General features: G+C 70.6%; 12 protein-coding genes. 3 read left to right on the top strand and 9 right to left on the bottom strand.

The genetic code is table 11. The annotated features are described in order from the left end of the window. Window positions 1-63 precede the first annotated feature (63 nt). From OG975_RS32300 to OG975_RS32280, 5 genes are read right to left on the bottom strand one after another with little or no spacing between them, the layout of a single operon-like run. The gene (locus OG975_RS32300; RefSeq protein WP_406332838.1) at window positions 64-1,317 is read right to left on the bottom strand and encodes a styrene monooxygenase/indole monooxygenase family protein; all 1,254 of its coding nucleotides are present in this window, start codon (window positions 1,315-1,317) and stop codon (window positions 64-66) included. A 24-nt stretch (window positions 1,318-1,341) separates the two neighbouring features. Continuing rightward, a complete protein-coding gene (locus OG975_RS32295) occupies window positions 1,342-2,016 on the bottom strand; it encodes an ATP/GTP-binding protein (RefSeq protein ID WP_369262101.1) in 675 nt (224 codons plus the stop codon). Further along, window positions 1,997-2,398 carry a DUF742 domain-containing protein gene (locus OG975_RS32290; RefSeq protein ID WP_406332837.1) on the bottom strand — a complete coding sequence of 134 codons (402 nt, stop codon included), beginning with the start codon at window positions 2,396-2,398 and terminating at the stop codon, window positions 1,997-1,999. The genes OG975_RS32295 and OG975_RS32290 overlap by 20 nt, the downstream gene beginning before the upstream one ends. Further along, window positions 2,395-2,901: a roadblock/LC7 domain-containing protein gene (locus OG975_RS32285; RefSeq protein WP_406332836.1), complete on the bottom strand. Its 507-nt coding sequence runs from the start codon at window positions 2,899-2,901 to the stop codon at window positions 2,395-2,397. Before OG975_RS32285 ends, OG975_RS32290 begins: the two co-directional genes overlap by 4 nt. Further along, window positions 2,898-5,960 carry a nitrate- and nitrite sensing domain-containing protein gene (locus tag OG975_RS32280; protein WP_406332835.1) on the bottom strand — a complete coding sequence of 1,021 codons (3,063 nt, stop codon included), beginning with the start codon at window positions 5,958-5,960 and terminating at the stop codon, window positions 2,898-2,900. Before OG975_RS32280 ends, OG975_RS32285 begins: the two co-directional genes overlap by 4 nt. Before the next feature lie 418 nt (window positions 5,961-6,378). On the opposite strand from OG975_RS32280, the gene OG975_RS32275 reads away from it, so the two are divergent. Beyond that, window positions 6,379-7,167 (top strand): protein phosphatase 2C domain-containing protein, encoded by a 789-nt coding sequence (locus tag OG975_RS32275; protein WP_406332834.1) that lies wholly within the window; start codon window positions 6,379-6,381, stop codon window positions 7,165-7,167. 3 nt (window positions 7,168-7,170) lie between these two features. On the opposite strand, the gene OG975_RS32270 is transcribed toward OG975_RS32275, so the two are convergent. Next, the gene (locus OG975_RS32270; RefSeq protein ID WP_406332833.1) at window positions 7,171-9,882 is read right to left on the bottom strand and encodes a hypothetical protein; all 2,712 of its coding nucleotides are present in this window, start codon (window positions 9,880-9,882) and stop codon (window positions 7,171-7,173) included. Between the two features lie 155 nt (window positions 9,883-10,037). Next, window positions 10,038-10,556 carry a MarR family winged helix-turn-helix transcriptional regulator gene (locus tag OG975_RS32265; RefSeq protein ID WP_406332832.1) on the bottom strand — a complete coding sequence of 173 codons (519 nt, stop codon included), beginning with the start codon at window positions 10,554-10,556 and terminating at the stop codon, window positions 10,038-10,040. A 277-nt stretch (window positions 10,557-10,833) separates the two neighbouring features. Between OG975_RS32265 and OG975_RS32260 the strand changes: the two genes are divergently transcribed. After that, on the top strand, window positions 10,834-11,652 hold the full coding sequence (locus tag OG975_RS32260) for a lysozyme (protein WP_406332831.1): 819 nt from the start codon (window positions 10,834-10,836) through the stop codon (window positions 11,650-11,652). Between the two features lie 79 nt (window positions 11,653-11,731). Here the strand turns inward: OG975_RS32260 and lon are convergent, their stop codons facing one another. Continuing rightward, complete coding sequence (gene lon / locus OG975_RS32255) at window positions 11,732-14,149, bottom strand: endopeptidase La (RefSeq protein WP_406332830.1); 2,418 nt, start codon at window positions 14,147-14,149, stop codon at window positions 11,732-11,734. 187 nt (window positions 14,150-14,336) lie between these two features. Between lon and OG975_RS32250 the strand changes: the two genes are divergently transcribed. Then, window positions 14,337-15,020 carry a GNAT family N-acetyltransferase gene (locus OG975_RS32250; RefSeq protein ID WP_406332829.1) on the top strand — a complete coding sequence of 228 codons (684 nt, stop codon included), beginning with the start codon at window positions 14,337-14,339 and terminating at the stop codon, window positions 15,018-15,020. A gap of 61 nt (window positions 15,021-15,081) precedes the next feature. On the opposite strand, the gene OG975_RS32245 is transcribed toward OG975_RS32250, so the two are convergent. Next, on the bottom strand, window positions 15,082-15,519 hold the full coding sequence (locus OG975_RS32245) for a hypothetical protein (protein WP_406332828.1): 438 nt from the start codon (window positions 15,517-15,519) through the stop codon (window positions 15,082-15,084). Window positions 15,520-15,597 lie beyond the last annotated feature (78 nt).

Here is a 15,597-nt window from a genome sequence, read left to right as displayed (position 1 = left end):
CATCATGCGGCTCCGCCGCGTGGGCGCGAACGGCCCCCACCGGCCCGCACCCGGATTACGAGATCAGGCCCCGGTAACAGAAGCCAGGTACGCCCCGGCCTTCTCCGGCTCATAGAAGTAGTTCTCGAAGTCCGCCGGATTGTCGAACCCGTTGACGAACCGGTGAGCGACCGGCGGCAGTTGCCCCGCCGCACCGATCAGGTTGAGGACATGCTCCGGCGGCACGCCGAGCATCGCGTTCGTCCACTTGGTGACGTGCTGCGCGGTCTCCCAGTAGCGGTCGAACGTGACCTGCATCCACTCCTCGTCGAAGGGCTTGTCGCCCTGCTCGACGATCGAGGCGAGATACGCGGCGGCGCACTTGGCGGCCGAGTTGGAGCCCTGACCGGTGATCGGGTCGTTCGCCACGACCACGTCGGCGACGCCGAGGACCAGGCCGCCGCCGGGCAGGCGACCGATCGGATTGCGGACCGTGGGCGCGTAGCGCCCCGACAACGTGCCCTGCGCGTCGGTCAGTTCGACCTTCGTGGCCCGCGCGTACTCCCACGGCGTGAACCGCTCCATGAGTTCCAGGGTCAGGGAGAGGTGTTCGGCCGGGTCCTTGACGCCGTTGAAGACGTCGAGCGGGCCGCCGGGTATGCCCTCCCAGAAGAGGATGTCCGCGCGGCCGGACGTGGTGAGCGTCGGCATGATGAACAGCTCGCCGACGCCGGGGACCAGGTTGCAGCGGACCGCGTCGAAGTCCGGGTGTTCCGGGCGCGGGCCCAGACCGTGGACGTAGGAGACCGCCAACGCCCGCTGCGGCTCGCTGTACGGCGAACGGGAGGCGTCACGGCCGAACATGGAGACCAGCTCGCCCTTGCCCGCCGACACCAGCACCAGGTCGTACGCACGGGAGAAGTAGTCCAGGTCGGAGACCGCCGCGCCGTGGATGACCAGCTGGCCGCCGCGCTGCGCGAACGTCTCCATCCAGCCGGCCATCTTCACGCGCTGGTCCACGGACTGGGCGTACCCGTCGAGCTTGCCCACCCAGTCGATCGCCCGCTGCGAGGGGCCCGGGTCGAACGAACCCGGCACGGCGACCGAGATACCGACTCCTTCGATCTTCGGGGCCTGGGACTCCCAGAAGTTCAGCTGGAGATCGCGCTCGTGCTGGAGTGCCGTGTCGAACATGCACTGGGTCGACATGACACGGCCGGTACGGATCTCGTCCGCCGTCCGGTTCGACATCAGGGTGACCTCGTACCCGTGCGACTGGAGTCCGAGGGCGAGCTGGAGACCGGACTGGCCGGCTCCGACGACGAGTATCTTCCGCATGCGCGTCCTAACTCTGCGTACGACTTATTCGGGGCTCACGTCGAGCGCGTGCCCCACCAGCGCGAGCAGGCTCTCGACAACCGAGATCCGGCGCCTGGCGTCCATGATCATGACAGGTATGTGCGGGGGCACCGTGAGGGCCTCGCGTACGTCCTCCGGCTCGAACCGCTCGCTGCCGTCGAAGTGGTTGACGGCGACGACGTACGGCAGCCCGCAGCTCTCGAAGTAGTCGAGTGCCGGGAAGCAGTCCGACAGGCGGCGGGTGTCGGCGAGGACCACCGCGCCGATCGCGCCGCGCACCAGGTCGTCCCACATGAACCAGAACCGCTGCTGGCCCGGCGTACCGAAGAGGTAGAGCACCAGGTCGTCGTCGAGCGTGATGCGGCCGAAGTCCATGGCCACGGTGGTGGTCAGCTTCTCCGGGGTCGCGGTGAGGTCGTCGGTGTCCTCGCTGGCCTGGGTCATCAGCGCCTCCGTCTGGAGGGGCGTGATCTCCGAGACGGCGGTGACGAGGGTGGTCTTGCCGACGCCGAAGCCGCCCGCCACCACGATCTTCGTGGCGATCGGGGCGCGCGTGCGGTCCGTCTGCCAGGCCTGGAGGTTCTCGTCGGTCTCGGGCAGCGGCACGGGGGCCGCGGGTATCGGCGCCGTGGCGGGGAAGGCGGTTCTCGGCGCGCCCTCAGAGACGACGGAGTCCATTCAGCACCCTTTCCAGCAGTGCGCGGTCCGGCTGTCCCGGGCCGTGACCTGTTCCGTACACGCGGATCTTTCCCTGGTCCGCCAGGTCGCTCAGGAGCACGCGGACCACACCGAGCGGCATCCTGAGAAGCGCGGCGATCTCGGCCACCGTCCGCATCCGGCGGCAGAGTTCGACGATGGCCCGCATCTCGGGCATCACCCGGGTTTCGAGGGAACCTTTCGGCAGTTCCTTGCGCTCCTCGGGGGCCTCCAGCGCCGCCACGAACGTCTCCACGAGGAGGACGTGGCCGAAGCGGGTACGGCCGCCGGTCAGCGAGTAGGGGCGTACGCGGGCGGGTTTGCGGTCGCCGCCGCGCACGGGAAGCTTGCTGGGCGTGCTCATCGGCCACTCCCCATCGGTTCGGACTCCAGCGATTTTCGAAGCTCGCTGCGGAGTTCGGGGGTCAGCACATGTCCGGCCCGGCCGACGAAGAGCGCCATGTGGTACGCCACCACGCTCATGTCGCAGTCCGGGGAGCCGTGCACACCGAGCAGCGAGCCGTCGCTGATCGACATGACGAAGAGGCTGCCCTCGTCCATCGCGACCATCGTCTGCTTGACGCCGCCGCCGTCCATCAGCTTGGCGGCGCCGATGGTGAGGCTGCCGATGCCGGAGACGATGGTGGCGAGGTCGGCGGCGGAGCCCTTGGGGCCCGTGGGGCGGTCCGCCTCCGTCTCCGCTCGCGCTTCCGCGTTTCTGCCGGGGTCGGAGGAGAGCAGCAGCAGGCCGTCGGAGGAGACGACCGCGACCGACAGGAGGCCCGGCACCTCCTCGACGAGATTCGTCAACAGCCAGTGCAGATTGCGGGCTTCACTGCTCAGGCCGAAGGTACTGGGCGCGGTCAACTGCTTGCCTCCTCGACGGTGCCCCCCGATGCTTCTACGTCCTGTGCGTTGAGCTGGTGCGGCGCGTTCACTTCCGCCGTCTGCTCGGCGATCTCCGCCTCCACGTCCCGGCGGCCCTCCATCGCGCCCCGGTGGAAACCGCCGAGCCTGCGGCGCAGGGCATCGGCGTCCACGCCGCCCGTGCGCGGTCGCGGAGCGGGCGCGGGCGTGGAGATCTTCGGCGTCCGCTTGGGCAGGCCCTTGTCGGTCAGCCGGGGGCGCTGGTCCGGGACACGTTCGTGGGTGTCGGGGCCGATGGCGTAGGGGTCGGTGCTGGTCTGGGCGGGGAGGTCCGCTTCCGGGGTGGGTGCGGGAGTGGCCTCGGGGGTTTCGGGGGCAGCCCGGGTGGGCTGGGGAGCGGGCTCCGTGAATGGGCGAGCCGCTTCCTCTGCCGGCGGTTCCGATTCCATGAACCCGGGGGCCGCCTCCTCTGCCGGCGGTTCCGTTTCCGTGAACCCGGGGGCCGCCTCTTCCGCCGGAGGCTCCGGGAATGCGTGGGGCGCCTCTTCCGCCGGAAGGTCCGCGAATGCTCGGGGCGCCTCTTCAGCCTGAAGGTCCGGGAGCAGGAGCTCCATCGTGGTCTCGGGCGTCCGCTCCGGCGTCGGCATCGGCATCGGCTCGGGGTCGCGCGGGGCCGGGACGGTCGGGGCGGGCACGGCTGCCTCGGGCTCGAAGGCCGGCTCCGGCTCGGGTGTCGTTTCCCGCTCGGGCTCGGGCGCGGGCTCGGCGGCGGCGTCCCGTACGGCTTCCTCGGCTGCCGCGATCAGCGGGTCCTCGTCCCCTACCGGATCCGACGCCGAGCCCGACGCCGTGAGGGCCGCACGGCCGTACAGGACGTTGGAGTTGGCCTCGGCATTGGCTCCGGGCAACGTCACCGTGGGGACGCCGCCGGCGAGGCGGGTGGCCGTGGGGAGGGTGACGGCGGGTGCGGCGGCGAGCATCGTCTTCGGGAGGACGACCACGGCGGTCACACCGCCCTGCTTCTGCTCGCGCAACTGCACGCGCACACCGTGCCGGTGGGCGAGCCGGGCCACCACGTACAGGCCGAGCCCGAGGCCTTCGCCGCTCTCCAGGTCGTACGCGTCCTCCGGATCGAAGTCCGCGAGCCGGGAGTTGAGCTGACTCATCCGCTCGTCGGTCATGCCGATGCCCTCGTCCTGCACGGAGAGCATCACCTCGCCGCTCTCCAGGAGCCAGCCGGAGACCTCGACGGGGTGATCGGGCGGCGAGAACGACGAGGCGTTCTCCAGGAGTTCGGCCACGAGGTGGCTGATGTCGTCGGCGGCGAAACCGGCGAGGTGCGCGTGCGGCGGCAGCGCGGCGATACGGACCCGCTCGTACCGCTCGATCTCGCTGACCGCGGCCCGTACGACGTCGACGAGCGGGACGGGACTCGCGTGGTGCTGGACGTGTTCGGCGCCCGCGAGGACGAGCAGGTTCTCGCTGTGGCGCCGCATGACGGTCGCGAAGTGGTCGAGCTTGAAGAGGGTGGCGAGGCGGTCCGGGTCCTGCTCCCGCTCCTCCAGGCCCTCGATGACGCCGAGTTGGCGTTCGACGAGGCCGAGGGTGCGCAGCGCCAGGTTGACGAAGGTGCCGTGGATGCTGCCGCGCATCTGCTCCAGATGGGCGGTGGCGTCGGCGAGTTCGGTACGGAGCTTGTCGCGCTCGTCGGCCATCAGCTGGCGCTGGCCGATGAGGTGCTTGCGGTCGCCCTCCAGGGTGGTGATCCGCTCGTGGACCGTGGCGGCGTGCGTGTGCAGCGCGTTGACGGAGCGGACGACCTGGGCGAACTCGTCGTTGCGGCCGGTGAACTTGACCGGTTCCCCGGTGCCCGGGTCGGCGGCGAGGCGGGCCGAGCCGATCCGCAGGACGGCCAGCGGGCGGGTGAGGCTGCGGGCCATGGCCATCGAGACGCCGACCGCGACCAGCAGCAGCGTGCCGATGAGGGCGATCCGGATCTCCAGCGCGGTGACATCGTCGTCCCGCAGCTGTTCGAGAGCCTTGGTGCGGTGGTCGTTGAGGGAGGCCTCGGCGCCGCGCATCAGCTCGATGCGGGCGGACAGGGCCGCGTCCAGCTTCTTGGTGCTGGTGTCGAGCTCGGCGCCGGAGAGCTTCGGCTGGTCGGTGAGGCCCGCGAGGTATTTCTCGGCGGTCGTGACGTCGGGCCCGGTGACCGTGGAGTCGTACGAGGACGTGGCGGTCTTGGGTGCCGTCTCGTGGAAGTCGGCGAGGGCCGCGTCCGAGCGCAGGCGGGCCTGCTGGGCGGCGGCGCTGAGCGCGTCGCGCTGCTGGGTGCCGGCGGCCGTGGAGGTGCTGGTGGTGGTCGCCAGACCGGTGAGCGGGTCGATGACGGTCTGGGTGGTGCGCGGGATGTTGAGGGCCGCGAGGAGCAGTCCGCGGGCGGCGGCGGACTGCTGGACGGCGGAGTCCAGCTCGGCGAGGGCGTGCGCGCCGGAGCCCGCGCGGGGCGGCAGCTGGTCGGCCAGGTCCTCGGCGAGGTCGTGCAGTTCGGTGATGGCGGCGGAGTACGCCTGGTGCGCTTCGAGAGCGGTGCTCTTTCCGGTGAGCGCCGCTCTGCGCAGGGAGGCGATGGAGTCGAGGTCCTTCAGCAGAGTGGCGGGGGCGTCCTCGTCCGCCCGCAACTCCTCGACCTCCCGGTCGACGCGGGCGCCGCGCTGCTCGGAGGGGGCCTTGGCCTTGGGCCGGCCCGCGGCGATGTACGAGGTGACTTCGTCCCGCTCGTCGGCCAGCGAATGCGCGAGGACCAGTGCCTGCTGGGTCCGCTGCGCGAGCGTCACCAGGTTTTGGGAGTCGTTCAGTTGCCCCGACGCGGCCAGCACCGTGGGGGCTCCGGCGCCGGCGATGGCGGCCGCGACGACCGCCACGGCGACGATCAGCCGGTTGCGTACGTGGGCGGGGCGGCCCCGGCCCGCGGAGCCGGCGGCGTCGCCGGTGGAACCGCCCTCAGTCGAGCTGGAGGCCGTCTGCTTGCCTGTGCGCCTCGGCCGCGTCTTCTGCACCGGTGCTCGCATTCCTGACTCGTGTACCCATGGGCCCGGGTGACGTCCCGTCAACGGGGGCGTCCGCCCACCCCCGAGTTTTCGACCTCGCTCAAGCAGTTCACTCAAGCAGGGGACCCCCATCGGCCCCCGACCCTCCCAGTGCCAGTGGGCAGTGGTCCCGCATCATCCGGCCCGCCACCCGAAGGAGTGAACCCCGGACGGGAGTTGGCGGGCAAGTTCCTCTGGCGTGTGCGACGGCCTTGACCGGCGGGCCGGTTGGACGTCGGCGACGCGCTTTGACAGTATTCGCCGCCACGCTCCACCGGAGTCGATCATTCCATGCCAAACCCGGCGCCTGAGCTGCTGGTCCGCACTGGTTCGGCGACCGATGCCAGCCTTTCGTGGACCTTGTGAAGGGCTCGTGCAGACTGGCCGGATGCGCACTGAACTCTTTTCGGAGCCCGGCGACCCGGACCGCCCCAATGAGGACTTCGCATCGGTCGGACTTCCCGCCTCGGGACAGGGGGGTTCCCTGGTCGTCCTGGACGGCGTGACTCCTCCTCGGGGCGACGTCGGCTGTCTGCATTCCGTTGCCTGGTTCTCCGCGCGCCTGGGCGGAGCCCTGACCGAACTGTCCCTTTCCCGCCGGGATCTGACGCTGCCGGAGATCCTGTCCGACGCCATTCGCCGGGTGGCCGACGCCCACGCCGACACCTGTGACCTTTCTCACCCGCGCACACCCCAGGCAACCGTGGTCCTCGCGAGGTGGTCCGCGACCGAGGTCGAGTACTTGGTCCTCTCGGACTCGGCCCTGTTGCTGGAGTCCCCCACGGGCGAGGTGACCCCCGTCCTCGACGACCGCCTCTCCCGCCTCCCCCGCACCTCCCTCACCACGGACGCCATCGCCGACGCGACCGTCCGCAACAAGGAGGGCGGCTTCTTCACCGCCGCGGCCGATCCCTCGGTGGCCGGGCGCGCGGTGACGGGCGTGCTGCCGCGCTCCTCCGTCCGCGCCCTGACCGCCCTCACGGACGGCGCCACCCGCTGGGTGGAGAAGTTCCGGGAGGGCGACTGGACCGACCTGTTCACCCTCGTACGGAAGGAGGGCGGCCAGGCGCTTGTGGAGCGCGTACGGGGGCTGGAGGCGGCGGATGCGGAGGCGCGGGTGCATTTGCGGCGGAGCAAGACGCATGACGATGCGACGGTGGTGTTTGTGACGTTGTGACCGTCAGTGGCCCTCGGCGCCCGGGGTGGGACTGCCGCTGACGGAAGATTGGCCCGTGGGAGTGTTCGAATCCGGGCCGGCCTCGGGAGAGACCCAGACGCCGACCATGGCGGTGGCCAGCGCCGTCGCTGCCGCCACCAGCACAGTGGTCGCCGGGACCGCGGTCGCGGACAGGGAGCGGAAGTTGCGGATCTGTCCCCAGCGCAGACCGGCGGCCCGTACCAGGCGGGCTTCCCAGTACAGGCCCAGCACCAGGAAGACGGCCAGACAGTTGCCGGCGGTGAGGAGGAGCGAGATGCCGAAGCGGCCCGGTTCGAGGTCCTGATACAGGAGCTCGGCGAGCTCGGCGGGAAGAACGACCGCCAGTAGGCACAGCGCCTTGCCGATCGGCGTACCGCCGCGAAGCCAGGAGTAGGCGTAGCCGTAGACGAATCCGTACAGCGACCAGCGCAGGGCGTTGGCCCATACATCGACAATGTCGCTCAGGTCGTAGCCGATCTCCGTCAGCCGGGACGGCAGCGTGTAGAGGAGCCACGGCAGAGTGAGGCCGGTGAGCAGAACGGCGGCCGCCACGCCGTTGCGCCAGGCACTGCGGCCGCCGGAGGTGCCAAGAGCGGCCGCACGCAGGGCCACCGAACGGTGGGGCGCCGTAGCCCGGGCGCCGAGCGCACCGAGCGCATGCCATCGCGTGCTCCACTGCCGGGCGGTGAGGTCCCCCGCGGCGAGAGCCGTACGCGAGGAGCTGAGGAATTCCCGCCGGCCCGCGGCAAGGGTCTCGTCCTTCAGCAGGGCGTGGACGAGACGGTTGTGTGTGGGCGCGCGGGTGCTGTGCAACCGCAGGGCGCGCGATTCCGCCGCCGGTGGCAGCAGCCAGGCGAAGCCGAGGGCGGCGATCCCTACGGCGAAACAGGCTCCGCTCGTCTGCTCATAACTGTCGAACATCGAGAAGCCCAGCCGGGTGAGTTGACTGGCCACCGCCGCGACACCCAGAGCGCCGACGACCGTACGGACGTGCACGGGCCAGACTCCGTGCGCACGGCCCTGCTGCCATGCCAGGAGGAGAGCGCCGCCGAGAACAGTGGTCTCCACGATGACGAGCGGCAGATTGGCAGCCACCGTGGGATAGATCCCCAGGAGTATCCACGGACCGTCCGTCACCTTGGTCCAGGCGTGGCCCACGACATCCGCATCCGGCACAGATAGTGCCCACCACAGGAACAGGACCACTGTGGGAGCCACCCATCGCCCCCACACGAAGGAGGCCAGGACGGGCCAGAGGGCGACGGGCCAGCACCATGAGAGGAACCCCATCACGACCTGGTTCGCCAACTCGGCATCCTGGTCGAAGAGGTTCGGTGAAGCCGCCCACATGTCCGGCAACCCCGTTCCGGGTCCGGCGGCCAGGATGGCCAGCCACACTCCCGCCGCCGCGGTGGCGGCCCAACGGTGGCCCGCCGGTCCCAGCAATCGTCGCCGCAGGACGTGTACCACAAGTCCGGCGGAGGCAGCCGCGACCACGAACGGCACGGCTGCGAGCGCTGATCGAGCTCTCTCCGCGAGCAGGACCACAGGCCACGCGAGCAGGAGACTCGGTAGCAACAGGGGCAGCAACTGCCCTACGCGCGGCGGCCGTCCGCCACTGATCCGAGCCCCGAACGCCGCGAGCAGCAGGGGCAGCACGACCCACCACCAGACGACCAAGGGCATCCCTCGCCCGGCGTACTCCCACCAGCCGTTCCACGGCTGCTCATCTGTTCCCGCCAGCGCGTACATAAACGTCGCACCCGTCAGGGCGCCGCCCGTGACTGCCACTGCCGTCCAACGGGTGCGCGTCGCGAGCGGTGCCCAGCGCCGTACGAACGGCACTGCCAGGGAACAGGTCACAGCCGCCACGGCGAGCAGGAGTCCGGCCGCTTCGCGATTGGGCGAGCGATAACTCTGCAGCACGCTGCCGAGTGTCGCGAGATTGCTCATGCTTCCTGTGCCTGCCGAGCGTGGTGCGCCCAGCGAGACGTACACCTTGCCCTTGGCCGGCAGGATGAGTTCGGCACGGGCGGCGGACTGCCGCAGCGTGGTTCCTCCCTCCACGGCGATGACGGGCTGGTCCGGCGACTCCACGGTGACGTTCCAGTGGTCGTAGAGCCCCTTGTCTCCGAGCAGGCCCTTCTTCACTTTCAGGGTGATGAAGACGTTGGCGGCCGGTCCCCCGGTCGGGGTCTCGCACTGGTCGAAGTTCGTGAGCCACCACCTATCGGCCCTGGCATAGGCGTAGGCCGGCTTCTTCGGGCCGTTTTGCTTGAAAGGCTCTGCGGCTTTGTAGGCACCGAGGGCTGAAGTGGCGCACTCTCCATCACCCGTCGTGATACCGAGTTCCAGGGGCAGCCAGTCGGCGGGGTTCTCGGCGCCTCTGCGCAGGTCGCCGGTCATGGGGTCGTCCGGGTCGAGCACCAGCCGATGCTTCGCCGCGGCGTGCCACTGGTCGGCCTTGGTCCCGGAGCCCTCGACGATCCTGAGCGTCGTCGCCCCGGTACGCCGCGCGCTCCCCTCGGCGCGGTACCGCTTCTCGACCGCGGCCTTGGCCCGTTCGCCGGCCTTCGCGTCGTCCACGTTGTCCTGGGAGTCGGCGGCGGATCCCGCGTGGGGTCCCGCCCCCGCGTAGGCCCGCTCAGCCGTCCGGACCCACTGGAGATGCACGGCCACGGACGCCAGCACCACGACAACGAGCAGCAGGACGCCCCCAACTATCCGGACATACCGTGGAATTGCCCCGCCCACGCGTCACCACCCCGTCCCCCGGAGGCGTCAGAGTAGCCGCCCCCACACTCCTTGGGAGGGGCCTTGCGAAGGCCCTCGCGTTTTGACTTCTGCCTTTACTTCTCCATGCCGAGATTCAGCTGATGCAGCAGCCGCGCCAACTCCGCCACCTCGTCCTGGTCCCAGTGGGCGAGCTGGCTGACATAGCGCGCGCGGCGGGCCTCGCGGACCCGGGTGACTCGGGTGCGGCCCTCCTCCGTGAGGTGGACGAGCCAGGCGCGGCCGTCCGCGGGGTCGGGTTCGCGGGCCACGAGGCCGAGGTCCTCCAGGGCGCGCAGCTGGCGGGACATGGTGGCCTTGCCGACGCCGATGTAGGCGGCGAGTTCCGTGGCGCGCTGGCGGCCGTACTCCTCAAGGCGTACGAGGAGTCCGTACGCGGCGGACTCCAGGTCCGGATGGACCTCGCGGGCCATCTCCCCCTGGTTGGCGCGGGCGCGTCGCAGGAACACGGTCAACTCGCGTTCCAGGGAGAGGAACTCGCGGTCCCCGCCGCCGTGCGCGACAGGCTGGTCCGCACCGTGTCCCGACACGCCGGATTCGACCGGACGTCGGCCGTCGTTCCCGTCCTCGTGCACGTCAGCCCCTCACCCGGTTTCCCGGTCCTGAAAGTTTCCGCCAAAATTCGCCGTTACCGCAGCTCCGACAGTATTTCGCAGGCGTAGACCAACGGCAGCCTCCGGGCCCTCTTCCCACACCGTCTTCCGCGCGCCTAGCTTCTTTACCAGGCAGTTACTGGCATGCGCACGCCATTCCAGGTCGACGAGGACCTGACCCCCCACTACGGCACGCGTGCCCGAGCATTCCCCCCACCGAGCTCCATCGAGCTCCACCAAGCCCTTCGGAGGCACGCACATGCCCGTGCACAGATCCGGAACGGCCCACCGCCTGCGCCCGCTCGCGGTAGGAATTCTGCTCACCGCCTTCTCCCTCCTGTTCACCCTCCCCTCCTCCGCCGCCGACACCCCCGCCCGCGGCTCCGCCCGCATGGGCATGGGCGTCGTCGCCCACGACGGCCAGGGCGGTACGCCGACCACTGGTGACGCCACCCAGACCGAAGGTGTGGACGTGTCCGGCTATCAGGGCAACGTCGCCTGGTCGACCCTGTGGAGCAGCGGGGTCAAGTGGGCCTACACGAAGGCGACCGAGGGCACGTACTACACGAACCCGTACTTCGCCCAGCAGTACAACGGCTCGTACAACATCGGGATGATCCGCGGCTCGTACCACTTCGCCACCCCCGACACCACGAGCGGCGCCACACAGGCCAACTACTTCGTCGACCACGGCGGCGGCTGGTCCGGTGACGGCAAGACGCTGCCCGGCGCGCTCGACATCGAGTGGAACCCGTACGGCGCCTCCTGCTACGGCAAGTCGCAGAGCGCCATGGTCAGCTGGATCAGCAGCTTCCTCACCCAGTACAAGGCGCGCACCGGCCGCGACGCCGTGATCTACACGGCCACCAGCTGGTGGACCGACTGCACCGGCAACTACAGCGGCTTCGCCTCCAGCAACCCGCTGTGGATCGCGCGGTACGCCTCCGATGTGGGCACGCTGCCGGCCGGGTGGTCGTACTACACCATGTGGCAGTACACGTCGTCCGGACCGACCGTCGGCGACCACGACAAGTTCAACGGCGCCCTGGACCGCGTACAGGCACTCGCCAACGGCTGACGGGAAGCGGAAGGCACGCACGTACGGCGAAGGCCCGGGCCTCCCTCACGGGACCCGGGCCTTCCCTTTCCGGTGGGCGTTACGCCGCGACCGGAAACTCCTGCTGCGCACCGTTGGTCGCCGGCGACAGTGCCAGCTCCAGGACCTGGCGGACGTCCGTGACGGCGTGGAGGTCGAGCTTCTCCAGGACCTCGGCCGGGACGTCGTCCAGGTCGGGCTCGTTGCGCTTCGGGATGATGACCGTCGTGACACCCGCGCGGTGCGCGGCGAGCAGCTTCTGCTTCACGCCGCCGATGGGCAGGACACGCCCCGTCAGCGAGACCTCGCCCGTCATCGCCACGTCCGTGCGGACCAGGCGGCCGGACAGGAGCGAGGCCAGCGCCGTCGTCATCGTGACGCCCGCGCTCGGACCGTCCTTCGGGACCGCGCCCGCCGGGAAGTGGATGTGCACACCCCGGTCCTTGAGGTCGCCGACCGGCAGTTCCAGCTCGGCTCCGTGCGAGCGGAGGAAGCTCAGCGCGATCTGCGCCGACTCCTTCATCACGTCACCCAGCTGGCCCGTCAGGGTCAGACCCGCCGCGCCCGTCTCCGGGTCGGCCAGCGACGCCTCCACGAAGAGGACGTCGCCGCCCGCGCCGGTGACCGCGAGCCCGGTGGCGACACCGGGGACGGCCGTACGGCGCTCGGCCGGGTCCTGGGCGGACTCGGGCACGTGGTGCGGCCGCCCGATGAGCCCGCGCAGGTCCGCGTCGGTCACCGTGAACGGCAGCTCCCGCTCACCGAGTTCGTGCTGCGCCGCGACTTTGCGGAGCAGCCGCGCGACGGCCCGCTCCAGGGTGCGTACGCCCGCTTCCCGCGTGTACTCGCCGGCGAGCTTGCGCAGCGCGCTCTCGTCGAGCGTGACCTCGTCCTTCGCCAGACCGGCCCGCTCCAGCTGGCGCGGAAGCAGGTGGTCGCGGGCGATGACGACCTTCTCGTCCTCGGTGTAGCCGTCGAGGCGGACCAGCTCCATACGGTCGAGCAGGGCCTCCGGGATGGCTTCGAGCACGTTGGCCGTGGCCAGGAACACCACGTCGCTGAGGTCGAGTTCGACCTCCAGGTAGTGGTCGCGGAAGGTGTGGTTCTGGGCGGGGTCGAGGACTTCGAGCAGCGCCGCGGCCGGGTCGCCGCGGAAGTCGGAGCCCACCTTGTCGATCTCGTCGAGCAGGACCACCGGGTTCATGGACCCGGCCTCCTTGATGGCGCGGACGATACGGCCGGGCAGTGCGCCGACATACGTACGCCGGTGTCCGCGGATCTCGGCCTCGTCCCGTACGCCACCGAGGGCGACGCGGACGAACTTGCGGCCCATGGCGTGCGCGACGGACTCGCCGAGCGACGTCTTGCCGACACCGGGCGGACCGACCAGCGCGAGCACGGCACCGCCGCGCCGCCCGCCGACCACGCCGAGCCCGCGCTCGGAACGCCGCTTGCGCACGGCGAGGTACTCGGTGATGCGCTCCTTCACGTCCTGGAGACCGGCGTGCTCGGCGTCGAGGATCGCCTGGGCGCCCTGGATGTCGTACTCGTCCTCGGTCCGCTCGTTCCACGGCAGTTCGAGCACGGTGTCGAGCCAGGTCCGGATCCAGCTGCCCTCGGGCGACTGGTCACTGGACCGCTCCAGCTTCTCGACCTCCTTGAGCGCGGCCTCGCGGACCTTCTCGGGGAGGTCGGCGGCCTCGACACGGGAGCGGTAGTCGTCGGACTCCTCACCGTCCGAGGAGTCGCCGTTGAGCTCGCGCAGCTCCTTGCGTACGGCCTCCAGCTGGCGGCGCAGCAGGAACTCGCGCTGCTGCTTGTCGACGCCCTCCTGGACATCCTTCGCGATGGACTCGGCAACATCCTGCTCGGCGAGGTGCTCGCGGAGCTGCTCGGTGGCGAGCTTCAGGCGGGCGACCGGATCGGCGGTCTCCAGCAGCTCCACCTTCTGTTCGATGGACAGGAACGGGGAGTAACCGGAATTGTCGGCAAGGGCGGAAACGTCATCGATCTGCGCAACGCGGTCCACGACCTGCCAGGCGCCGCGCTTGCGCAGCCAGCTGGTGGCGAGGGCCTTGTACTCCTTGACCAGGTCGGCGACCCGGCCGGGCAGCGGGTCGGGCACGGTCTCGGCGACCCGGGTGCCCTCCACCCACAGTGCGGCACCGGGACCGGTCGTCCCCGCGCCGACCTTCACGCGCCCACGCCCGCGGATCAGCGCGCCCGGGTCGCCGTCGGCCAGGCGGCCGACCTGCTCGACGGTGCCGAGCACACCCGTGCCCGCGTAGGTCCCGTCGATGCGTGGCACCAGCAGGACCTGCGGCTTGCCCGGTGTCGAACGGGCGGCGGCCTGGGCGGCCTCCACCGCGGCGCGTACATCGGTGTCGTTCAGATCGAGCGGAACCACCATCCCGGGCAGCACGACCTCGTCGTCGAGTGGCAGCACGGGCAGGGTGAGCGGTGTGGACGTGGATGCCATGATCTCCCCTTAGGCAGTCAAGTTGAGCTATGCCGACTCAATGCACGTGAGCCCTTGATTGTTCCCCCGGGGCTGTTCGCTGTGAGCGATCGCCTCTGTCGGGGTGCGTGTGCGCGCCCGTATCGTCACTCGAGAAGTAAGTAGCTAAATCGCAGAGTGACTATTACATGAGCTACAGGGGGTCGTGATGGACAAGATCGTGCGGGCCTGGGTGGACGGGTGGGTCCTCTCGCGCGGGGCGGCTCCCCCGGTGGTCGAGCCGTGGGGGTACACCGTCGACGTGGGGCAGGCGGAGCACGTCACCCGGCATGTCTTCGGCGCGACGAACGACGAGGTCGAGGAGGCGGCGGTCCGGAAGGTCGCGGAGGGGGTGACCGGGGCCGGCGTGTGGCTCAAGGTCTTCGCGGAGCCGTCGACCGTGGGGGCCTGGCTCGGCGAGGGGTGGTGGATCGACCCTGAGCCGGGGTACCTGATGTCGGTGCCCTTGGCCCGCCCGACGGAGGGCGCCGGCACCGAGGGGGCCGCCCCCGACGGCTACCGGCTGCGCACCTGGTCGCGGGGCGGCGTCACCCGAGTCCTGGTCGCGGCGCCGGACGGCTCCTGGGCCGCGCGCGGCCAGATCGCCCCGACCGGCGAGACGGCGGTCGTCGACCAGATCGAGACGGCTGAGCGGCACCGGCGGCGGGGGCTCGGCCGCCTGGTCATGGGCACCCTCGCGCGGGCGGCGGTGGCGCAGGGCGCGGAGACCGGCGTCCTGGCGGGAACGCCGGAGGGGCGGGCGCTGTACGAGTCCCTGGGGTGGCGGGTGGAGGCGGGGCTGACGAGTGCGCGGTTCATGGGGGTGGGGACGGGCGCCGACCACCAGGGGTGACAGGGAGCCGCCGTCCCCGCCACCGGACCCAGTCGCTCAGCTGCCCGAGGAGGTCTCTCGGTCACGTCCCGATGCGCCGGGTGAATTCCTGTGCCAGTTCATCGCCGGCCGCCGCTACCGCGCGGGTGACCAGGGGGCCGAGAAGGAGGCGGTGCACGGTCCCGGCGAACGCGGGCATACGGCGTCCGAACCAGCCCTGGACCTCCTCCATCGTGGCCAGGTCGGGGCGGTCCGCGGTCACCGCTTCTTCCAGCTCGTCCACTCTCACCAGTGCTGCCCGCGTGGCGGTTTCGTCCAGCCCGGCGGCTTCGACCAGCTCGCGCAGGCGGGCGAGGGCGGATGTCAGATCGGGGGCTTCCGCCGGGTCCTCTGTCGGTGCGGTCGGCGCGGTGTGGTGCATCTCGGCGGTGTTGTGGTCGCCGACCGTGATCTGGCCGGAGGCGTCCCGGCCGACGTGGATGTTGACGCTGCCGCCGCCCGTGGGCTGTGCGTGCTGCACGGGTTCTGCTCCTTCTGCCGTGGATGTGGTTAGGGAGGTGGATGTGGCCGACCTGGGGCCGGCGGTTCCTCAGCCCTT

It is taken from the genome of Streptomyces sp. NBC_00203, assembly GCF_045206325.1.
In the GTDB taxonomy this organism is placed as follows: domain Bacteria; phylum Actinomycetota; class Actinomycetes; order Streptomycetales; family Streptomycetaceae; genus Streptomyces; species Streptomyces lutosisoli.
Note: the sequence above shows the minus strand (reverse complement) of the source record. Positions and strands in the feature narration are given on the sequence as shown.

Bases quoted from the DNA above. Each gene is read 5' to 3' on its own strand.
- OG975_RS32260 (WP_406332831.1), top strand. From the start codon at position 10,834: ATGCCCGTGCACAGATCCGGAACGGCCCACCGCCTGCGCCCGCTCGCG.
- OG975_RS32295 (WP_369262101.1), bottom strand. From the start codon at position 2,016: ATGGACTCCGTCGTCTCTGAGGGCGCGCCGAGAACCGCCTTCCCCGCC.
- OG975_RS32300 (WP_406332838.1), bottom strand. From the start codon at position 1,317: ATGCGGAAGATACTCGTCGTCGGAGCCGGCCAGTCCGGTCTCCAGCTC.
- OG975_RS32290 (WP_406332837.1), bottom strand. From the start codon at position 2,398: ATGAGCACGCCCAGCAAGCTTCCCGTGCGCGGCGGCGACCGCAAACCC.
- OG975_RS32250 (WP_406332829.1), top strand. From the start codon at position 14,337: ATGGACAAGATCGTGCGGGCCTGGGTGGACGGGTGGGTCCTCTCGCGC.
- OG975_RS32275 (WP_406332834.1), top strand. From the start codon at position 6,379: ATGCGCACTGAACTCTTTTCGGAGCCCGGCGACCCGGACCGCCCCAAT.
- lon (WP_406332830.1), bottom strand. From the start codon at position 14,149: ATGGCATCCACGTCCACACCGCTCACCCTGCCCGTGCTGCCACTCGAC.